General features: G+C 55.8%; 18 protein-coding genes. 10 read left to right on the top strand and 8 right to left on the bottom strand.

What is annotated here, in order from left to right; all coding sequences use genetic code 11:
• Positions 1-2: 2 nt before the first annotated feature.
• The 6 genes from EQG79_RS13255 to treZ all read left to right on the top strand — a co-directional run bounded on the left by EQG79_RS13255 (position 3) and on the right by treZ (position 9913).
• Positions 3-1109, top strand: coding sequence for an efflux RND transporter periplasmic adaptor subunit (locus EQG79_RS13255; protein WP_077919630.1), 1107 nt, complete (start codon positions 3-5; stop codon positions 1107-1109).
• A 73-nt stretch (positions 1110-1182) separates the two neighbouring features.
• A complete protein-coding gene (locus EQG79_RS13250) occupies positions 1183-4377 on the top strand; it encodes an efflux RND transporter permease subunit (protein ID WP_129601744.1) in 3195 nt (1064 codons plus the stop codon).
• A gap of 441 nt (positions 4378-4818) precedes the next feature.
• Positions 4819-5721 (top strand): SDR family oxidoreductase, encoded by a 903-nt coding sequence (locus EQG79_RS13245; protein WP_129601743.1) that lies wholly within the window; start codon positions 4819-4821, stop codon positions 5719-5721.
• A gap of 129 nt (positions 5722-5850) precedes the next feature.
• The gene (locus EQG79_RS13240) at positions 5851-7005 is read left to right on the top strand and encodes a zinc-dependent alcohol dehydrogenase (protein ID WP_077923537.1); all 1155 of its coding nucleotides are present in this window, start codon (positions 5851-5853) and stop codon (positions 7003-7005) included.
• A gap of 12 nt (positions 7006-7017) precedes the next feature.
• Entirely contained in the window at positions 7018-7512 is a 495-nt protein-coding gene (locus EQG79_RS13235; RefSeq protein ID WP_077923538.1) for a hypothetical protein, read from the top strand.
• A 358-nt stretch (positions 7513-7870) separates the two neighbouring features.
• A complete protein-coding gene (treZ, locus tag EQG79_RS13230; RefSeq protein ID WP_129601742.1) occupies positions 7871-9913 on the top strand; it encodes a malto-oligosyltrehalose trehalohydrolase in 2043 nt (680 codons plus the stop codon).
• A gap of 303 nt (positions 9914-10216) precedes the next feature.
• Here the strand turns inward: treZ and EQG79_RS13225 are convergent, their stop codons facing one another.
• Entirely contained in the window at positions 10217-11059 is an 843-nt protein-coding gene (locus EQG79_RS13225; protein WP_077923540.1) for a maleylpyruvate isomerase N-terminal domain-containing protein, read from the bottom strand.
• Between the two features lie 54 nt (positions 11060-11113).
• Entirely contained in the window at positions 11114-11866 is a 753-nt protein-coding gene (gene bla, locus EQG79_RS13220; RefSeq protein WP_236648899.1) for a subclass B1 metallo-beta-lactamase, read from the bottom strand.
• Positions 11867-12081: 215 nt separating this feature from the next.
• Between bla and EQG79_RS13215 the strand changes: the two genes are divergently transcribed.
• Entirely contained in the window at positions 12082-13134 is a 1053-nt protein-coding gene (locus EQG79_RS13215) for a spore photoproduct lyase family protein (protein ID WP_077923542.1), read from the top strand.
• A gap of 300 nt (positions 13135-13434) precedes the next feature.
• On the opposite strand, the gene EQG79_RS13210 is transcribed toward EQG79_RS13215, so the two are convergent.
• The 4 genes from EQG79_RS13210 to EQG79_RS13195 form a co-directional block, all read right to left on the bottom strand.
• Entirely contained in the window at positions 13435-13632 is a 198-nt protein-coding gene (locus tag EQG79_RS13210; protein WP_077923543.1) for a hypothetical protein, read from the bottom strand.
• Between the two features lie 34 nt (positions 13633-13666).
• The gene (locus EQG79_RS13205; RefSeq protein WP_077923544.1) at positions 13667-14101 is read right to left on the bottom strand and encodes a DoxX family protein; all 435 of its coding nucleotides are present in this window, start codon (positions 14099-14101) and stop codon (positions 13667-13669) included.
• Positions 14102-14176: 75 nt separating this feature from the next.
• A complete protein-coding gene (locus tag EQG79_RS13200) occupies positions 14177-14557 on the bottom strand; it encodes a DUF779 domain-containing protein (RefSeq protein WP_077923545.1) in 381 nt (126 codons plus the stop codon).
• 122 nt (positions 14558-14679) lie between these two features.
• Positions 14680-16194 carry an aldehyde dehydrogenase family protein gene (locus tag EQG79_RS13195; RefSeq protein ID WP_077923546.1) on the bottom strand — a complete coding sequence of 505 codons (1515 nt, stop codon included), beginning with the start codon at positions 16192-16194 and terminating at the stop codon, positions 14680-14682.
• A gap of 274 nt (positions 16195-16468) precedes the next feature.
• Here EQG79_RS13195 and EQG79_RS13190 point away from each other — a divergent pair, with 274 nt between their 5' ends.
• The 3 genes from EQG79_RS13190 (at position 16469) to EQG79_RS13180 (ending at position 18649) form a co-directional block, all read left to right on the top strand.
• On the top strand, positions 16469-17401 hold the full coding sequence (locus tag EQG79_RS13190; RefSeq protein ID WP_129601741.1) for an AraC family transcriptional regulator: 933 nt from the start codon (positions 16469-16471) through the stop codon (positions 17399-17401).
• A 70-nt stretch (positions 17402-17471) separates the two neighbouring features.
• Positions 17472-18182, top strand: a complete 711-nt coding sequence (locus tag EQG79_RS13185; RefSeq protein WP_077923548.1) for a DUF2461 domain-containing protein — start codon at positions 17472-17474, stop codon at positions 18180-18182.
• A gap of 20 nt (positions 18183-18202) precedes the next feature.
• Positions 18203-18649 carry a RidA family protein gene (locus EQG79_RS13180; RefSeq protein WP_129601740.1) on the top strand — a complete coding sequence of 149 codons (447 nt, stop codon included), beginning with the start codon at positions 18203-18205 and terminating at the stop codon, positions 18647-18649.
• A 17-nt stretch (positions 18650-18666) separates the two neighbouring features.
• Here EQG79_RS13180 and EQG79_RS13175 read toward each other — a convergent pair whose 3' ends face one another.
• A complete protein-coding gene (locus EQG79_RS13175) occupies positions 18667-18966 on the bottom strand; it encodes a hypothetical protein (protein ID WP_077923550.1) in 300 nt (99 codons plus the stop codon).
• Between the two features lie 128 nt (positions 18967-19094).
• Entirely contained in the window at positions 19095-20585 is a 1491-nt protein-coding gene (locus EQG79_RS13170; protein WP_129601739.1) for a glutamate synthase subunit beta, read from the bottom strand.
• Between the last annotated feature and the right edge of the window lie 55 nt (positions 20586-20640).

Raw genomic sequence — 20640 nt, 5'->3', positions numbered from 1 at the left:
CGATGAACATACAGGTAAATACACTTTTACTAGGCGCTACCGTGCTGGTGCTTACGGCTTGTGGCGGTCAGAAAGACGAACAGCAGCAGGGACCTCCACCACCAACTCCCGTTTCGGCCGTAAAGGTGATGAAAGGAAGCGCGGTCTATTACGACGAATTTCCGGCTACAATTACCGCCCTGGTCGAGGTAGACGTACTGCCGCAGGTGGCTGGGAATATCACCGGCATATTTTTTCAGGATGGGCAGCCTGTTCGGCGTGGACAAAAGTTGTACACCATTGACCCCCAGCAGTACCGCGCCGGTTACGACCAGGCCGTGGCGAACCTGAACGTGCAGAAAGCCAACCTGAACCGCGCGCAGAAAGACGCCGATCGATACAACACGCTGGCGCAGCAGGATGCTATAGCCCGGCAGGTGGTCGATAATGCATCTGCCACCCTCGAAGCCGCCAAAATGCAGGTTGCTGCCGCCGAAGCCAGCATCCGGGCAGTAGGGACGAACCTCAAGTATACTACCATTTACGCCCCCCTCGACGGTACGATCGGGATTTCTCAGGTACGGATCGGGTCGGCGGTAGCCCCGGGTTCGGCACCGCTCAACACGATCTCATCCGACAATCCCATCGCGGCCGATGTGCAGGTCGACGAGGCCCAGATCCCGCGCTTCTTAGCCCTTCAGAATCAGAAAAACGGCGTCCGGGATTCGGTACTGACGCTGGTCTTACCCGACGGCAGTGTGTACCCGTATCCGGGCACGGTACGGATTGTTGACCGGGCGGTCGATCCGCAGACCGGAACGCTGCGGGTTCGGGTGGCTTTCCCCAATCCGAAAAAACAGCTCAAAGTCGGCATCAACGCCAACATACGGGTCAAGAACAATACCGGACAGCCGCAGCTGCTGATTCCGTACCAGGCCGTTACCGAGCAAATGAGCGAGTACTTCGTTTACGTGGTGGGCGACAGCAGTAAGGTAACGCAGAAAAAGCTGGTGCTGGGCGCGCGGATCAACGACAAAGTGATTGTGAAAAGCGGCCTGAAGGAGGGCGAGCTGATCGTCACCGAAGGCACGCAGAAAGTCCGGGAAGGCGCTAAAGTAAACGTTAATTAACGATGGGGTGATTGAGTGGATCGGTTTCTGATCAGTCACTCAATCGCTCCATCGGTATCACTCAACAGAACCGATGTTCGCAGAAATTTTCATCAATCGGCCCGTAACGGCTATCGTCATATCCATCGTCATCGTGGCGCTGGGTGTGCTGGCGTTGCTGAGCCTGCCCGTTAGTCAGTACCCCGACATTACGCCCCCGGTGGTGCAGGTAACGGCTACCTATACCGGTGCCGATGCCCAGACCGTTGAACAGACCGTAGCTACCCCCATCGAAACGCAGGTAAACGGTACGCCGGGCATGGCTTACGTGCAGACCAATGCCACCAACGACGGACGTATGAGTATGAACGTCACCTTCGATGTCGGTACCGACGTGAACATCGCTGCGCTCGACGTACAGAACCGGGTCGGTATTGCCCAGCCCCAGCTGCCCGAAGAGGTGACCCGCCTGGGCGTAACGGTCCGGAAGCGGAACCCTTCGCTCTTTATGCTGGTCGCGATCTACTCGCCGAAGGGTACCCACAATGTGTCGTTTCTGGACAACTACGCCAACATCTACATTCGTGACGCGCTGTTGCGGGTAAAAGGAGTGGGGGACATTTTCAGCCGTGCCGATGACTTCAGCATGCGGATCTGGATGAAGCCCGACCGGCTGGCCCAGCTCGGCCTTACCGCCGACGATGTCGTAGCGGCTTTGCAGGAGCAGAACCTGCAGGTTGCCGGCGGATCGGTAGGGGGACCACCCCAGCCAACCTCGCAGGCGTTCGAGTACACGGTATTTACCAACAGCCGGCTCAGCAAGGAAGAAGAGTTCAACAACATTGTGGTCCGGTCAGACCCGGCGCGTGGTTCGCTGGTGTACCTGAAAGATGTGGCGCGGGTGCAGCTCGGTAAGTTCTCCTACGCCAGCAACTCCTTCGTTGACGGCAACCGTGCAGCTTACCTGCTCGTTTACCAGCTGCCGGGCAGTAACGCTCTGGCAACAGCCGAGGGGGTATACGCGGCCATGGAAAATCTGAAAAAAACATTTCCGAAAGATATTGATTACGTAGTGCCGTTCGAGTCGGTGTCGGTGATTCAGGTGTCGATATCGGAAGTGGTCAAGACCCTGCTCGAAGCGCTGGTGCTGGTTATTTTAGTGGTCTTTTTGTTCCTCCAGAGCTGGCGCGCTACGCTGATTACCCTGCTGGCTATTCCCGTATCCATCGTCGGAACGTTTGCCCTGTTCGTGCCGCTCGGGTTTACGGTCAATACCCTGACACTGTTCGCCTTTGTACTGGCCATCGGTATTGTGGTCGATGATGCCATTGTGGTGGTGGAGGCTGTTCAGGCGAATATTGATAAGGGCATGTCGCCCAAGGAAGCAACGGTAGAGGCCATGCGGGAAATTTCGGCGCCGGTAATTGCCATCGCGCTTATTCTGGCGGCTGTATTTGTGCCGGTCGGCTTCATACCGGGTATTGTGGGTCGTTTATACCAGCAGTTTGCGATCACCATTGCGGTGTCGGTACTGATCTCGGCTTTTGTGGCGCTGTCGCTCACCCCCGCACTGTGTACCATGCTGCTTCGGCCCATGCACATCGATGAAAACGCGAAGGGGCTTAACCGGTTTTTCTACAAGTTCAACCAGTGGTTCGAACGGGTAACGAATGCCTATTCTAACAGTGTTAAGCGACTCATCAAGGCCACCCCGCTGGTGCTGGTGGGCCTGGCTGTGGTGTATGTAGGAACCGGATTGCTATTCAAAGCCAAACCCACCGGGTTTATCCCGACCGAAGATGAAGGCCGGCTCATCGTGACCTACGAGATTCCGGAAGCGGCTTCGACCTCGCGGAGTCTGGTGGTGCTGAAGAACATCATGGGCATCCTGAAGCAGCAGCCCTACGTGGCTCACTTCTCGGCGCTGGGCGGTCTGAATGCCATTACCTTTGCCTCCAAATCGAACAGCGGTACGGTATTTATCCAGCTGAAACCCTGGGAGGAGCGCACCGGGCCGGGTATGCAGGCCGACTCGCTGGTGCCTAAACTCCAGCGCGCTTTTGCCGGCTTGACCGACGCGCGGGTGCAGGTTATTCAGCCGCCCGCCATTCCGGGATTGGGGCAGTCGTCGGGTTTTACGTTCGAGATCCAGCAGCGCGAAACCAATGACGACGTGAAAGCCTTCGACGGTGTGGTGCAGAATTTCCTGGCCGAAGCCAACAAACGCCCCGAAATAGGCCGCGCTTTCTCTTACTTTACGGCCAAGGCACCGGCCTACCGGGTCGAAGTGGACCGCGACAAGTGTAAAAAGCTGGGGCTATCGGTGTCCAATGTCTACCGGACGATGCAGACCTTCCTGGGGAGCCAGTACGTAAACGATTTCATTATTTACGGGCGTAAGTTCCGGGTCGTTGCCCAGGCCGATACCATGTACCGGACCGACGTGAAAAACCTGAACCAGTTTTACGTCCGTAACGCCGGTGGTCAGCTGATCCCGATCAGTAACGTGATCAAAACGACGGTGATCGAGAACGCACCGCTCATTTCTCACTTCAACCTGTTCCGGGCGGTCGAGCTGAACGGCGGGGCCAAACCCGGCTTCAGCAGCAGTCAGGCCAACGACGCCTTGCGGGAGGTGGCGGCCAAGGTATTGCCAGCGGGGTACTCATACGATTTTTCGGGGTTGAGCCGTGAAGAGATTAACGCGGGCAACAGCTCGGTCTACATCTTCCTGCTCAGTATCGGGTTCGTATTCCTGTTCCTGGCTGCGCTGTACGAGAGCTGGTCGGTGCCGTTCTCCGTCCTGCTGTCGGTGCCGATCGGGGCGCTGGGGGCTATTCTGGCGCTGGTCATGTTCCCTTACCTGACTAACAACGTGTACGCCCAGATTGGTCTGATCACCCTGATCGGTCTGGCTGCCAAGAACGCCATCCTGATTGTCGAGTTCGCCAAAGAGCGCGTCGATCGGGGCGAGGACCTGCTCGAGTCGACCATCGAAGCGGTGCGGCTGCGGCTGCGCCCTATTTTAATGACGTCGCTCGCGTTTATCCTGGGGGTGGTGCCGCTGGCTATTGCTACCGGCGCGGGCGGGGTGGCCCGGGCTACCATCGGCCGTACGGTGTTGGGAGGGATGCTGGCTGCTACCTCGCTGGCCATCTTCGTAGTGCCGGTGTTGTACGTGGGCATTACCCGACTAGCCTATGGTAAGAAAGGCCTCGAAGCCCTGAAAAACAAAGCCCGGGAAGAGAACAAACCGGCTGAACACCAACCACAGGTTATTGATAAATAAACAGCAGACAGCTGTTCGAACGCCCGGGACCTGATGTCAGGCCCCGGGCGTTCTTTTTTTGCCGGTGGGCGATGCCCTTCCAGGCTGTATACTCCGGTTAAGTGATAAACCTGGCAACCTCTTAGGGGGCTGGGCAAGTCGGTTGATAAGGAGATAAAGCCGTGAGGAGACCGTATTTTATACCCCCCAGCCCCCTAAAGGGGGAGCCGTCCGCGCCGAATGGGCTCCCCCTTTAGGGGGCTGGGGGGCGAAACGGTAGCCATTCGAGTTAGTAGAATGCACCTAAATTTCTCCCCCAAACAACCCGTTGCGACCCCTTGCTGTCCGGACAGGGGGGGCGGCCGTTGCCTAACTCAGGAGGGCAGGTCGATAACTGTATGGGCTCCGGGAGAGTATATCATTATAGTTTATAAATACTATAGACTAAACTGATATAACGTTATGAATACAACGGATAGAACGCCTGAAGAGGTGCAGACAGACCCACTCACCAAACACCCTCAACCTCCCTTTCCCGATCAGAAACAGGACGTACCCGGTGTAGAAGCCGACATGCAGCCCAAAGCCGATCATGGTGAGACATCATACAAGGGGTCGGGAAAACTAACCGGCCGCAAAGCCCTGATTACGGGTGGTGACTCCGGCATCGGTCGGGCCGTGGCTATTGCGTTTGCCCGCGAAGGGGCTGATGTCCTGATCTCATACCTGAACGAAGAGGAAGATGCACGCGAAACAGCCCGCTACGTGGAAGACGCCGGCCGAAAAGCGGTGCTGGTACCGGGCGATATCAGTGACGAAGCCCACTGCCAGGAACTGGTCAGCCGGGCGGTTGCGGAGTTAGGTGGTCTGGACATCCTGGTCAACAACGCAGCCTATCAGATGGCCCACGAATCGTTGCAGGACATCACCGCCGAAGAGCTGGACCATACGTTCCGTACCAACATATTTTCGATGTTCCACCTCTGCAAAGCGGCCGAAGAACATCTGAAGCCGGGCAGCACAGTTGTCAACACCACGTCGGTCAATGCCTATAAGCCGAGCCCGATACTGCTGGCCTATGCAGCTACGAAGGCGGCTATCCAGAACTTCACGGCCAACCTCGGTCAGGTATGGGCGGAGAAAGGCATACGGGTCAACTGCGTAGCACCGGGCCCGATCTGGACTCCCCTGATTCCGGCAACGATGCCCCCCGAAAAGGTAAAAACGTTCGGACAGGATGTACCACTCAAGCGCGCCGGTCAGCCCGCTGAACTGGCTCCGATCTATGTTTTGCTGGCTTCCGAAGACTCTAGCTACATGACCGGGAGTACCGTACAGGTAACCGGTGGGTCGCCTACCATCTAACAGCGCCATTCGTTGAGAATAGTCATACACCTGCCGACTGCGGCCAATCGCCACGGTCTCTCGGGCCTATGAAATAAAGCGGGCCGGTCTTGTGCCTGCCTGGCCATCACAAATAGAAAGGAAGAATTTATGTTAGCTATGAATTATCGTGGCCCCCGGCGGGTCCGTATTGACCAGAAACCGTTTCCGGAAATAAAGCATCCCGAAGACGCCATCGTTCGGGTTACGCGCTCCTGCATTTGCGGGTCCGACCTGCACCTGTACAACGGAAACGTGCCCGATACGCGCGTGGGTATGACGTTTGGCCACGAGTTCGTGGGCGTTATTGAAGAAATTGGGCCAGATGTTCACAACGTAAAAGTGGGCGACAATGTGCTGGTACCGTTCAATATTGCCTGCGGGAAATGTGCTTTCTGCAAGCAGGGGCTGTACGGCAACTGCCACGAGTCCAACACGCAGGCCACGGCGGTGGGAGGTATTTTCGGCTATTCGCACACGGCCGGTGGCTACGACGGCGGACAGGCCGAGTACGTTCGGGTTCCTTACGCCAACGTGGGTCCCACGGTGATTCCGCCCGATATGGACCCCGACGATGCGGTGTTGCTGACCGACGTGCTGCCCACGGGTTACCAGGCCGCCGAGATGGGTGGTATTCAGCCCGGCGATACGGTGGTAATTTTCGGGGCGGGTCCGGTTGGTATTATGGCGGCCAAATCCGCCTGGCTGTTCGGGGCGGGCCGGGTCATCGTCTTCGACCATGTCGAGTACCGACTGGAATTTGTGCGTAACTACGCTCAGTGCGAGGTGTATAATTTTCGGGAGGTCGACGATGTGGTTGTGTTTGTCAAGAAGCTGACCGACTGGCTGGGCGCCGACGTCTGTATCGACGCCGTAGGAGCCGAGGCTGCCGGTAATGCCATGCAAACCATAACGGGCCGGAAAACGCTGCTGCAGGCTGGTTCGGCCACCGCGCTGCACTGGGCCATCAACTCGGTAAAGAAAGGCGGTATCGTTTCGATCGTTGGGGTATACGGGCCTACGGATAACCTGGTGCCGATCGGTAACGTGGTCAATAAAGGCCTTACGATCCGGGCTAATCAGACCTCGGTGAAGCGCTTACTACCCCGGCTGATCGATCATATCCAGCAGGGACGGATCAACCCAAAAGCGATTATTACCCATCGCGTACCGCTGGAGGAGGTTGCCGAAGCATACCATATTTTCTCGGCCAAGCTCGACAACTGCATCAAACCGGTTCTTATTCCACCCTCAGCCCGATCATAATCCAGAACGACCATGGAGAACTTAGCAGCCAAATACACACACATACCCGGATGGGGAATCGACGCGGACCCGAAGAACGATCCGACCTACCCCATGAAGCACCGCACCGACGAGGAGCAGAAGGGCTATACCTGGGAGCGGCCCGCGCAGCAACCGGAAGATATCGAAATACTGCGCTCGATCGAGCGCCCCAACGTAAGCGCTGTTTTCGGAACCTCGGTTCCGCCCCAGGGACTTAGTGGTCAGATACGGCGGTTCGCGTTCCGATACAGTGAGTCGAGCTACGGTCACTGGCTGCCCTTGCTGGTGGCTGACCGCGTCAACGTGGTAGAAGGTATTCTGGATGACTTCAAACGGGGCCACGTACCGAATATCTTCGCCGAAAAAGGCATGAAAGCCGACTGGAAGTACAATCAGAAAGCCCTGGTGCAGACGGTCGTGGTGGGTGCTTTGATTACTACGGCGGTTGTCGTGCTGTTCAGAAATCGTAAAAACGCGCTATCGTAATTGACAGCCCAGTAGCTGGGCCGTCAGCGATCGAAGCGTAGAAGGTATTTCCAGGAATAGAGGGCCAGCCTGTATAAAGATGGAATCCGGTCGATTCGTTTTTATGGAGACTGGCCCTGCTGGTTAGACGAAAGCCGTTAAACAACCTCGCTGTCGAGGTAAACCAGCAGGCCGCTCAACGTTGACAACTATTATCTGTCGAGCCAGCTGGCGGTTGCTGCCTGGCTCGACAAACTTTAATCAGGGTATGGCACTGACCGCTCACGCCAGTTCATGGGGAAACAGGCAGTCGTTATCTGCAACACTGTCGTCCATCATGTTTGGGGTGAATCCGAAAATGACTATACCACCACAATGTATGAATCAGTCAATAAATTCAGCCGTGTCGGTACGTGTTGGTCCGCGTACCAAAGATGCGCGGCATCTGTACCCGCTAACAACAAAACGTCGCTTACTGGGCGTTAGCTTTCCCGCCGATGGTGAGGCCGACGTGCTGGTATGGGCACCCCTGGCTACGCAGGTATCCATTTGTATTGAGCAACAACCGGATCCCGTTCCTTTGAACAAAGAAGCGTATGGCTACTGGCATCTGCGTACTGATCAGATCCGGCCGGGCGATCGATACACCTTTCGGCTGCGGAATACCGACCCCCAAAAAGAGCCCGATCTGGATGGATCGGCGCTGGAAATGCCGGACCAGAGCGAGCAGGACCTCGACCGGCCTGACCCGGCCTCACTAGCCCAGCCCGACGGGGTGCATGGGCCTTCGCAGGCGGTAGATACCGGCTCCTTTTACTGGGAAGACCAGAGCTGGGTGAACCCTCCGCTGTCGAGTTATATACTTTACGAAATCCATACCGGCTCCTTTACCCCCGAGGGTACCTTTGCCGCGCTGGAGGAGAAGCTCGATTACCTGAAGTCGCTTGGCATAAACGCCATCGAGATCATGCCGGTGGCCCAGTTTTCGGGGGAGCGCAACTGGGGCTATGACGGCGTGTACAGCTACGCCGTACATAACGCCTACGGGGGCGCCCGGGCGCTGCAGCACCTGGTCGATGCCTGCCATTACCGGGGCATGGCGGTGGTACTGGATGTGGTCTACAACCACTTTGGTCCCGAAGGCAACTACCTGACCGATTTTGGACCTTATCTGACCAGCCTGTATCACACGCCCTGGGGCAAGGCCGTCAATTTCGATGACACCTGGTGCGACGGCGTCCGCCGGTACGTGATCGAAAATGCGCTGATGTGGTTCCGGGATTTTCACATCGATGCCCTGCGGCTGGATGCCGTTCACGCCATCAAGGACTTTAGCCCTACGCATATCCTGAGTGAGCTTCGGCAACAGGTCGATGCGCTGTCGGCCCAGACCGGGCGCACGTATTACCTGATTGTGGAAAGTGACCTCAACGACCCGCGGGTGATCAGTCCGCTGGCCGAGCAGGGCTATGGGATGGATGCCCAATGGATCGATGAGTTTCACCACTCCCTGCGGGTGAGCGTGGGCGAAGAGCGAACGGGGTATTATGCCGATTTTGACCGGATCTATCACCTAGCCAAATCCTACATCGACGCCTATGCCTACGATGGGCAGTTTTCCTGGGTCCGGCAGAAGCGCTTCGGCCGTAAGCTCGGGCAGCACCCTGGCTATCAGTTTATTGTTTTTTCCCAAAACCACGACCAGGTGGGCAACCGGAAAGGGGGGGAGCGCTCCAGTCAGCTGTTTAGCTTCGACAGGCTTAAACTGATGGCCGGGGCCGTTTTGGTCAGTCCGTTTATCCCGATGCTGTTTATGGGCGAAGAGTGGGGCGAAACCAATCCGTTCTTCTACTTTGTCCATCACTCGGATCCTGAGCTGATCGAGTCCGTCCGGGCGGGCCGACGGGAGGAGTTCGCTTCGTTCTACACCGGAAACGACATGCCAGACCCGCAGAGCGGAAAAACCTTCCGGCAAACCAAACTGCAATGGCACCTGCTGGAACAGGAACCCCACCGGACGCTGCTGCGGTACTACCAGCACCTGATTGCGTTGCGTCAACAGCTGCCGGCCCTGCATACCCTGAGTCGGAGACAGGTGGCTGTCATTCCTGACGAAGACAACCATACCCTGGTGCTGCACCGCTGGCATGGCGATCAGCAGGTACTTTGCTTAATGAATTTTGCCGACAAGCCGCGAATGATCCGGATGCCGGGCGAGGGCGAATGGCAAAAACTGTTCGACTCGGCCGATCAATCATGGCAGGGTCCCGATGCGCAGAAAATCAGCAAGGCACCTGCCACTGTCTTCAGCGATAGTGGGATAGAGGTGCCGGGCGAGTCGATGGTACTCTACGGTCAGGGACATGAAGCTTATCATCTGGCCAACCCTGCCCCCATGTCGGCCCGGCTGATTACGTCCTGATGCTAACCGGCAGGCCGAAGTTTTAACCAAACTCCGGCCTGCTGGTTAGCCTGGAGGTACTGCCGAAATCATTATGAAAAAATAAGCGATTCACCTCGTCGACTGGGAGCGGATTGTATTCGGGTTAGCCTCTGGCGAGTTCATGCTCGAAGTGCTGATCCGGTTGTTGATCATCTATCCGGTTTTGCCGCTAGTTGGTCATGCAACTGGATGTTATGGCGTTCCTGACCGGCCTTCGTTATCACAACAGCTCCTCTTATTTTGTGTGCTCCGCTAGTCGGCCGTTCTGCCGCAATCGTTAGGTCAGGCCATTACGGAGAGCATCCGTAGAATCGGGGTGCCCAGGGTCTGATCGCCGGATACGGATAGATAGGGCCGTGCGTCATCGGCCAACAAGCCCTTGGTGAACAACCGCCAGGCTATAGCTCCGTCCAGCTTCACGGCTGCCGCGGGTTGCAGACTGCCAGCCCCCTGAACGAGTGCCCACTGCGTATCCTGGCGAAGCAAATACCAGGTATCCCCGCCGGGTCCGGTAACCGTAACGGTAACGAGGGTGCCCGGCTGGGCGCTGACGTGGCGGAAGGTATGGGGCAAGGCCCGCATGAACGTGTCCAGCAGCGGATGATGGAGTTCGGCCGACATCAGTACATCTGTCTGATCGAGGGCCAGCCTGATCTGCTGCTGATGGTGCCACAGCTCGGTATATTCCCGGGCTATGTGAAACCAGTTCAGGGAAGTTTCTTCGCCTGCCCAGGCTACCGGGAAAGGGGCGGCTTCGAAAGGGGGCTGCTGTTTGAACAGCTCATACACAACCGGGCCCGTCTGGGCCAGCCAGTCAATCAGGATGGCAGGACTCAGCCGCCGGGTCGCTACGACCCAGTCCTGGTTCAATTGATTCAGGTACTTGACCAGGCTCTCGTACGAGTCGATCACCGGTAGTTCAGGCGACTGATAGTGATCCCGATACAGGGTGATCCGGCGCCAGTTGCCATCGACAATGTGTGACACAATGTCTTTTACCGTCCAGCCTTTGCATACGGTGGGTCGCTGCCAGTCGTCGGGAGCCAGCCTTCGGAGCAGATCGAGCAAATGATCGTTGAGGATGGGAAATAAGTCAACGGTCTCGATGGGAGGAAGGGGTTGCATATTGCGGGAAGTGGCAGAAAATAAAGGAATCGAACGAATCGGTCAGCGACCAGATCAGTGCCGGGCTGCAGCATGTTTCTCCAGCAGACGAAGGGTATGCTCGAGTGATTGGGTGTCGCCCCAACTGTCGTGCCCCGGTACAACGATTCGGGCTGATCCAAATCGATTCATGACGTTGCGGACGGACGAGGCCCAGGCGTTCAGGTTCGCGTCGGCTACATTCCCCATACCGAAGGCGGCCACACTTTTAACAAAGCAGCCCCCGTGCAGAATCTGCTGGTTGGGTAGCCAGACCACAATATTATCGCTGGTGTGCCCCTCGCCCGGAAAATAGCAGTGGATGGGTTCCTGCCCGATATTCAGGGTCGTGTCATTAGACAAAACCGCTTCGGGGGCTTCGTAACCCAGCTTGACGGATTTTTGGGCTGTGAGCGGAGTACTGACTACCCGAATTCCGGCTTTGCGGAGTGCACTGATGCCGCCCACCCGATCCTCATGCGCGTGAGTGACTATACATAGCCGGATTGGCTGGTGCAGACTATCGGCCACCCACCGCAGCAGATCCTCGGTATTATCCGTATTTCCATCGCTATCCCAGCCCGTATCGACCAGCACGACACCATCGTTCGTTTTGATGATCAGTCCGTTTGAGGGGACAACGCTGTTCTGGTAGACATTGTAGGTAACATGAACGTATACCCGCTCATTCAGGGGCGTAACGGTCAGTCTGGGCTTCGGAACCGCTTGGGCCTGCACGAGGGCGTAGCCGATAAAACAGCAGAGAAAAGAGAGTAAGGTGCGCATCATGGGGTTGTATTCCGTGTAGTCCCTAAAAATACGATAAAACCGCTTCGGGCCGTAGCACTAGCCTGGCATAAACTACCAGACCAGGTTCGGAAAAGGGAAGAAAATGTATTTGTTTTTATCATTAATGGGTTGATAGTCAATTGTATAGAGCGGAGTCTAGGCGAACCAATAAACTCCTCTGTACGTTTTGTTTATAGACACTCAACGACCCTTTTATGCCTGATTTCAATCCTAGTCTGATCCTGTATACTGCCGACGCGCTCAACGCGCAGGGCGAGTCAGTTGTGGCTCGCTATCCCGACGCCGAAACGCTCGAAGTCAAGCAGCACAACCGGTTGCCGGAGTTGGGCATGAACCACTTCAAGGTAAAGTCCGACGTGCTGGTGCTGGGAAAGCTAAAGTCGCAGGAGATTAAGTGGAGTGGCCGGAGTTCCGATTATATCGCGCCCAGTTTAGCGAACGGCTGCTTCGGTGGCTGCGCTTACTGCTATGTGGACCGCCACAAGAAAGTCAATCCCATCACGCTCTTTACGAACGTTGATGAAATCATGGCGTCGGTCGATACCCACGTCCAGGCGCTGGCGTGGCCCAAACCGATCAACCAGACCGACAGCACTTTCTGGACGTACGATATTGGTTGTAATTCGGATATCTCGGTCGACTACAGCCTGTCCGACGGCATTCGGCAGGTGTTTGCGTTTTATCGCGATCACCCGCGGGCCAAAGCAACGTTCGCCACCAAGTTTGTCAATACTGACCTGCTCGATTTCGATCCGCAGCGAAAAGTGAGGATTCGGTTCAGCCTGATGCCGGGTCACGTGAGTAAACTGGTCGATGTGCGGACCGATAGCATCGAGAAACGCATAGCATCGATCAACGATTTTTATGAGGCCGGCTACGAAGTGCACGTTAATTTTTCGCCCGTCATCGTGTATAGCGGTCCCGATGGTGATCGAAAGGCCTGGCGCAACGATTACCGCGATCTGTTCCGCCAGCTCGATGCCGCCCTGCGCCCTGAAGTGAAGGCGCAGCTAAAATGCGAAGTGATTTTTCTGACTCACAATCAGTGGCAGCACCAAGCCAATCTGGCCATCAATCCGAAAGCGGAAGAACTGCTGTGGGTGCCCGAATTGCAGGAGAGCAAGGTAAGCCAGTACGGCGGCTGGAACATCCGGTATGACCACCAGCTGAAGAGTAAAATGGTGGCGGTGTTCGAGCGGCTCATTGCCGACGAGATTCCGTGGTGTACCATCCGGTACATATTTTAGCGGGTCAGGGACCATCGCTGACAGGATCCATTCGGTTAAATGTCCTTCAGTTCTGGTCCCTGACCCGTTGCTAAACGTGCGTTAATCGACGCTGTTGGCGTTCTTCTTCGTTGTCTCAACCTGGTCAGCATCAACCTTCTCGGTCGTCTTTTTGGTCGAGCGCTGGTTGGCACCGTCTTTTCCGGCTTTGCCTTTCTCCAGCTGATTGATGTGGCTGTTGCCACCGCCCGACTGGAGCTAGTAATACCTGACGAACAGCTTCCTACTAAGGCTCGTTTGGTCAGATGCGCGGGTGGTTACCTAACTGCTGTGCCCACCTTTGTTACCCGACGATTTACCGGCGCTGCTGTGACTGCTCTTCGAGTGTTTGGCACTTTTGTGGGCCGTTGAACTGCGGCCGTTGCCTTTCTCGCCGTGTTGGGTACCGTTGTCCTGGTTACCCGTGACCCGCTGGTCGTTATACGACTCCTCTACTTTTTCCAGGGTTTTGTCTGCCATGATTTCTATCGTTGAGTGATAGCAGACTAACCTGTCAACGGGCGTTTTGTTTGACATAGGCGTCCATCGAAAAACGCCCTGAGCCGATCACCAGAAACAGTAATAACAGCATCAGAACGACCAGCGAGAGCCAGAGTTCGGAGTTCAGGGCCGAGAAACCGCGGGATATATTGACGAAGAAAACGGCCCCCACCAGGATTGGCAGTTGGAGGATGACCATGAGCCGGGTCAAGCAACCCACCGCAATCAGAAATCCGCCCATGAGATGCGCGAAGGCCACGTAATGAACGATCATGACCGACCACAGATCGAAATGCAGCCCACCTACGAGCTGGCTCAGATAGGTCGTATCGCTGATAAAACTGATGCCTTTCAGCACCAGGATAAAGCCCAGCATGATCCGCAGGGCATCGGTCCAGGCGGGGTGATGCGTATCGCCCCAGTGTTCGACTCGGTGTAAAAGATTCATTGCGGTAAGCGGTTTAGTGAATATGTACCGAACTTACAGCAATGGATGAGTAAAAACAAGTTGATTGTCAGTTATTTACTGCGTAGCCAATGGGCCCATATGCACCGGTGGCAGCTGCTCGTACTCGGCCATCTCGAACAGCCGAGACCGGATCAGAAACCGAACCCCCAACGGAATTTCGAGCGAGAAACTGGCGCCCCGGCCCGGCGTCACATCAATGGTCAGGTGCGTGTGTTTCCAGTACTCGAACTGATCTTCCGACATCCAGAAGTCGCAGCCGTCGATCTGACCCAGCAGCACATCCGACTCACCAATGATGAAATCACCCTTCGCGAAACACATCGGTGATGAGCCGTCGCAACAGCCTCCGCTCTGGTGAAACATCAGGGGGCCATGCTCAGCCTTGAGCTGGCTCAGTATATCGGCAGCAGCCGGGGTAAGATCAACACGACTCATAACTTATAGCTGGGAGAAACGAAGAGATTAGATGAAGGAAAGAGGGGGAAGTCCGGACTTCCCGGCGACACCCACGTGCGCCAGCTGTCCCGGTCTTCCCCCTATAGCTGTCTTCCTTATTCTCAGAAGAAACCTAGTTTATTCTTGCTGTACGAGATCAGCAGGTTTTTGACCTGGCGATAATGATTCAGCATCATCAGGTGGTTTTCGCGGCCAAAGCCCGACTTCTTGTAGCCACCAAACGGCGCGTGAGCCGGGTAGTCGTGGTAGCAGTTGACCCACACCCGACCGGCCTGAATCTGACGCGGAATGGTATAGAGTTCATGCGCATCGCGCGACCAGAACCCGGCACCCAGCCCGTATAAGGTGTCGTTGGCGATGGAAACGGCTTCTTCCGGCGTTTTGAAGGTCGTCACCGACAGCACCGGTCCGAAAATTTCTTCCTGGAAGATGCGCATCTTGTTGTGGCCCTTAAAAATGGTCGGCTGGATGTAGTAGCCACCTTCCACGCTGTCGGCCGGTCCGCCACCGGTCAGCACTTCGGCGCCTTCCTGTTTACCAATATCGATGTATGACAGAATTTTCTCGTACTGGTCGTTACTGGCCTGCGCCCCCATCATCGTGTCCGGATCGAGCGGGTGGCCCAGCTTGATGGCTTTGGTCCGGGCTATAACCCGCTCCATAAACCGGTCATAAATATCCTCGTGAACCAGCAGGCGCGACGGGCAGGTGCAGATTTCGCCCTGGTTGAGTGCAAACATAACGGCGCCCTCCACGCACTTGTCGAAGAACTCATCGTCGGCATCGGCCACCGATTTCATAAAGATATTGGGCGATTTACCCCCTAGCTCCATCGTTACCGGGACGAGGTTTTCGGATGCGTACTGCATGATGAGCCGGCCGGTGGTGGTTTCGCCGGTGAAGGCTACCTTATTGACCCGCTTGTGCTGGGCCAGTGGTTTCCCCGCTTCCGGACCGAAGCCATGCACGATGTTAACCACGCCGGCCGGAACGATACCCTCGAGCAGTTCGAACAGAACGGCAATGGACGTGGGGGTCTGCTCGGCGGGTTTGATTACGACGCAGCAGCCGGCTGCCAGGGCCGGGGCCAGTTTCCAGGTGGCCATCAGCAAGGGGAAGTTCCACGGAATGATCTGGCCCACTACGCCGACGGGCTCTTTGATAATCAGCGAGAGGGTATCGGCGTTGAGCTCGGTGGCAGATCCTTCTTCGGCGCGGATAACCCCGGCAAAATACCGGAAGTGATCTACACAAAGTGGCAAGTCGGCCGCCATCGTCTCGCGCAGGGCTTTCCCGTTCTCGACGGTTTCTACCCGGGCCAGAAACTCCAGGTTTTTTTCAATGACATCGGCAATCTGCAACAGTATTTTGCTGCGTTCGGTGGCCGATGTTTTCCCCCAGGTTTCGAACGCCTTTTGGGCCGCATCGACGGCCATATCTACATCTGCCGCTTTGGAGCGGGGCATTTTAGCAATCAGGCTACCGTCGACCGGCGATTGGTTATCAAAGTATTCGCCCCCGACTGGTGGTACCCATTTGCCGCCAATATAGTTATCATAATGAGACCGGAATTTGGGCCGATTAACGTGGGTTTCTACGAGTTCGAGCGTTTCCATACAGATGGTAAAAGATGATAGTTAACAGGTCAATTGGAATCGTCACAAATTTTGAGAGAATCAGTCAATAAAATGTGTCCGATCATATCGACTGCTTGCACTATCCTATCAATGTACCAGTGGCCTCTAGTTGTGGAGGTACGAGCCGTTTAATGGCTAACCCGTCGATTTTATACTATTCTTACCCGAAATAATTATGAATTTGTGTAGCTTAGACGACCGTTTCGACTAATTCTGTCCGTTTCCTCTCTGGTTATCGCCAAACGCATTTATTATGAAATCAACCCCGGCACAACCTTTCGACATAGGGCGCCACCTACACACGCGACGTTTGGAACAGGAAGTCGAAAACCGAACTGCCTACACCATCGACTCGGCCGAACTGAACATTTATGAAACGCAGCATGTGGCCGAAAAAGTAGAGCTGACCTTTACCAATCCGGTGCTGGCCAGCATGATTCGGGGTAAGAAAGTGATGCATCTGCCCGGTACCCCTTCGTTCGATTTCCTGCCCGGCGAATCGGTAATCGTGCCCAGCGACGAAACCATGTGTATTGACTTCCCGGAAGCGCAGATCCTGAACCCGACCCAATGTCTGGCTCTGGCTATCGCCCCGGATAAGGTTCGGCAGGTAACCGACACCCTCAACGACCGGGCTCCGCTCGTTGACAGCGCCCAGGGGTGGCAGTTTGGGCAGCATAATTTTTTCCTGACCAACGATGAGCCTATTCATCAGCTGATTGGCCGACTGATTTATATCTTTACGGAAAACAACCGGGCCAAAGAGGTCTTTGCCAATCTGGTTATTCAGGAACTGGTAGTTCGACTCATGCAAACGCAGGCCCGCGCCCTGCTGCTAAACCCGAAGACCAGCTTCGCCAACGTGAATCGCCTGGCGCACGTAGCGCAGTACATCAACAAACACCTGAGCCGGAGCCTGCACATTAAGGAACTGGCGGACGAGGCCTGCATGAGCGAACCTAATTTCTACCGGACGTTCAAGAATACGTTTGGCATGACTCCTGTAGATTATATCAATCAGCAACGGATTTCGCTGGCCTCCCATCTGCTGCGCACCACCAACCGGTGCCTGGCCGATATCAGCATAGAATGTGGTTTCAACAACCTGACCTATTTCATGAAGTTGTTCCGGCGTGAGATCGGTATTTCTCCTACGCAGTATCGGAAACAGATTATGCCGGCCTGACGAATTCGGTGACGAGAAAAGGCCGGAAAACGTACCAGATAAAACCGCGTTTGTTTATCTTTGGTCAATTATGGCAACAAAGGGCGTCCAGAAGTCAGCTTTCACCAGCCAGACCTTTGAATTTTTACAGGATCTGGTTCAACATAACAATCGGGAATGGTTTCAGGCCAATCGCGCCCGATACGATGCGGCCAAAGCCGAGCTCTGTGGCGTTGTGGAGCGGGTTCTGACGGGCATGAGTGCGTTCGAGCCACTCGCCAACACCGCCGTCAAAGACTGTATATTCCGGATCAACCGCGACATTCGATTTTCGAAAGACAAAGCGCCTTACAAATCTCACCTGGCTTTTGCCATCGGTCCGGGTGGCCGGCACTCTGGCCGAATCGATTATTACGTACAGATTCAGCCGGGCAAACAGTCGTTTCTGGGAGCGGGTATGTGGCAGCCTACGCCAGCCAATCTGGCCAAGTTCCGGCAGGAAATCGACTACAATGCCGGGGAGCTGAAGCAGATTATTGAGGCAGAGGAGTTCCGGACGTATTTTCCCGAAGCGCATGGCGAAAGCACCAAAACCGCGCCAAAAGGATATCCGGCCGACCATCCGGAGCTGGACTTACTTCGCCGGAAGGAGCTGTTCTTCGTCCACCGGTTTTCTGACAAAGACGTGCTCAAAGCCGGGTTTGCCGACGAGATCGTGAAAGGCAGCCGCCTGCTTAAACCCTACTGCGATTTTCTGAATTACCTCTTCTTCGACGAAAAAGAAGAATCGATTACGCTTTAATAACCATTTTGCTTTATCCCATGAAAAAACTCTTTATTCTTCTGGCGGGTGTGCTGATGAGCTACGGCGCTCAGGCGCAGGCTCCCACCACGCCCCAGCCCGGCTACATCTACAAGGTAGAACCGGGCCTGCCCGGTAAGCAGGTGTACGTCAGCGGTCAGCGGCCTTTCGATGGAAAAGGTCGACTGGTTGGTGCCGGAGATCTTGGCGTTCAGACCCGGCAGATATTCGAAAACCTGAAAGCTGCGCTAGGTACTGTGGGCATGTCGCTGGACAATGTGACCCAGGTGACCTACCACATAAAAGATCAGGCGGGTCAGGTCAGTAACCTGGCTAACCAGCAGATTTCAGCAGTAGGGGCCAGCTTCTTCACCGCAGGGTTACCCAAAATTTCGGATGTGAAGGCCATTCCTCAGATCGTCAGCGACGATGTGCTGATTGAGGTCGAGGTCATAGCCATCAAGTAAGCTGTTTTGTTGCGGGCTTACGGACGTAGGGTATCCTTTCGGGATTTCCCCACCGGAATGCCCACCCCAAACGCCCGTGGATCGCTGGGTGGCGCTGTTTTTCGACGCTTCCCGGATCCGGTTTCGGGCTGCACGTTGGGTTGCGGGGATGACTGCATGAGCGTTCCCGGAGACGAAATCGGCGAGTCGACCCCCGGTACCAGCACTTGCTTCTGGGGCGATGCATTGGACTGGGTAGACCGGCGGGTGGTATCATTTTGAGCGGTACAGACCGTAAGGCTTCCGCTGAGCAGTAGGCTGAGTAAGAGCAGACGCATGATGTAGTTCGTTGAGTAAATGACAGACTAGTCATTCAACCAGCCGTAGCGTCCTGTAGTTTAAAGAAGACAAAAATAAAGCCGCTGTTCCGGGAACAGCGGCTTTTTGCATAAGGATGATAGGCGGGCTATGCTGTTTCCAGCAGGGATACTGCTTTCGCTTCGAGCAGGGTTTCGCCCATGAGGTAGCAGTCGGCAGCCCGAGCGGCTTCGCGCCCTTCTGAGATCGCCCACACGACCAGCGACTGACCGCGTCGCATGTCGCCAGCGGCAAACACTTTCGGGTTGGTCGTGGTCTGATAGTTCGTTGCTTTCACGTTACCCCGTTCGTCGTATTCAAGGCCAAGGTCGTCGAGCAGCCCGTTGTGCTGAGGATGCAGGAAGCCGGCTGCCAGCAGAGCCAGCTCGCAGGGAATGTCGCGCTCGGTGTCGGGTTGCTCGACCATTTGCATCCGGCCGTCCTTGTTTTCCCAGTTCAGCTCAACGATTCGCAGGGCTTTCAGGTTGCCATTCTCGTCGCCAATAAATGCTTTCGTGTTGATGCTCCAGTGGCGTTCGCAGCCTTCTTCGTGGCTGGTGCTGGTGCGAAGCATCATGGGCCAGTTGGGCCAGGGCGTGTTGGCGGCCCGCTCTTTCGGCGGCATCGGCATCAGCTCGATCTGAGTGACGCTGGTGGCGCCGTGGCGGTTCGAGGTACCAACGCAGTCAGAACCCGTGTCGCCACCGCCAATAACCACGACATTTTTTCCGGTAGCCAGCAGTTCGCCCTGACCGTATGGAACACCCCGGTGGTCTACTTCAACGGGTCGGTTAGCCACACGTTTGTTCTGCTGACTCAAAAATTCCATAGCCGGGTAAACGCCTTTCAGATCACGACCGGGTATGGGCAAATCGCGCGGAACGGTTGAGCCGCCCGTCAGCATAATCAGGTCAAAGTCGGCCAGCAGGTCGTTCGCCTTGACGTCGACGCCCACGTTGACGTTCGTTTTAAAGGTGATTCCCTCCGCTTCCATAACGGCCAGTCGCCGGTCGATGGTCCATTTCTCCAGTTTGAAGTCAGGAATGCCGTACCGCAGCAACCCGCCAATCTGATCGGCCCGCTCAAAAACGGTAACGGTATGCCCGGCCTTGTTGAGCTGAGCCGCTGCTGCCAGCCCCGCCGGTCCTGAACCAACGACGGCAACGGTTTTGCCGGTGCGCACTTTGGGAGGCTTCGGGCTGACATATCCGCGTTCGAAAGCGACTTCGGCAATTGATTTTTCAATGAATTCAATCGCAACGGGTGGTTTGTTGATGCCGAGTACGCAGGAGGCTTCGCAGGGCGCCGGGCAGATACGGCCGGTGAACTCCGGGAAGTTATTGGTCGTTGCCAGGATCTCGTAAGCGTAGCCCCAGTTCTGCTCATAGACGGCGTCGTTGAACTCCGGGATGATGTTACCCAGCGGACAGCCGCTATGGCAAAAGGGGGTACCACAGTCCATACAGCGGGCTGCCTGCCGTTGGGAATCCTGCTCCGAAAACGGCATTTCAATCTCCTTGTAATCGTGAATCCGCTGTTGCGGGTCGCGCTTCTTGGGCAGTTCGCGCGTGAATTCTAAAAATCCGGTAGGTTTTCCCATTCTTGTAAAGCGTCTACGGCTTATCTGATCTGTCTGGCAGGCTGTTCCGGAGAAC

The organism is Spirosoma sordidisoli, from assembly GCF_004138325.1.
Classification (GTDB): domain Bacteria; phylum Bacteroidota; class Bacteroidia; order Cytophagales; family Spirosomataceae; genus Spirosoma; species Spirosoma sordidisoli.
The sequence above is the reverse complement of the archived record's forward strand: the minus strand, read 5'-3'. Positions and strand labels throughout refer to the sequence as shown.